The sequence below is a fragment of the Psychrobacter sp. CAL346-MNA-CIBAN-0220 genome, assembly GCF_040309805.1.
Taxonomy (GTDB): domain Bacteria; phylum Pseudomonadota; class Gammaproteobacteria; order Pseudomonadales; family Moraxellaceae; genus Psychrobacter.
The window spans coordinates 1-372 of sequence record NZ_JBEOPF010000051.1; the positions used below are offsets into that span (position 1 = coordinate 1).

The 372-nt window shown below is 69.6% G+C and carries 1 protein-coding gene; it reads right to left on the reverse strand.

Going from position 1 to position 372, the window contains the following annotated elements:
- The coding region (locus AAEY88_RS12655; RefSeq protein WP_407074463.1) for an efflux RND transporter periplasmic adaptor subunit at nt 1-372 on the reverse strand (372 nt) is incomplete at both ends.

The following is a 372-nucleotide window of genomic DNA, read 5'->3' on the forward strand; positions in this document are numbered from 1 at the left end:
GCTTCGGGCACGTCGCTGACCACATCGACGTCGCCCGACCACGCGAGCTGGTAGACCGGCTGGCCCGCCGACACGTTCTGGCCGGTATCGGCCTGTTCGGCGGTGATGGTGCCCGCATGGTCGGCGGCGAGCGTCGCGTAGCGGAGCTGGTTCTTCGCGAGCGCGAGCTGCTGCTGCGCCTGGTCGCGCTGCGCGAGCGCCGACGTGTAGCTGTTCTGCGTCTGTTCGAGCTGCGCGGTCGCGATCAGGTTTTCGCGGGCTTGCGCGCGATCGCGGTCGAGCTGCTGCTTCGCGAACGCGAGGCTGTGCGTCGCGGCATCGAGTTGCGCCTGCGCACTCGCGGCGTTCTTCTCGACGTCGGACGGATCGAGC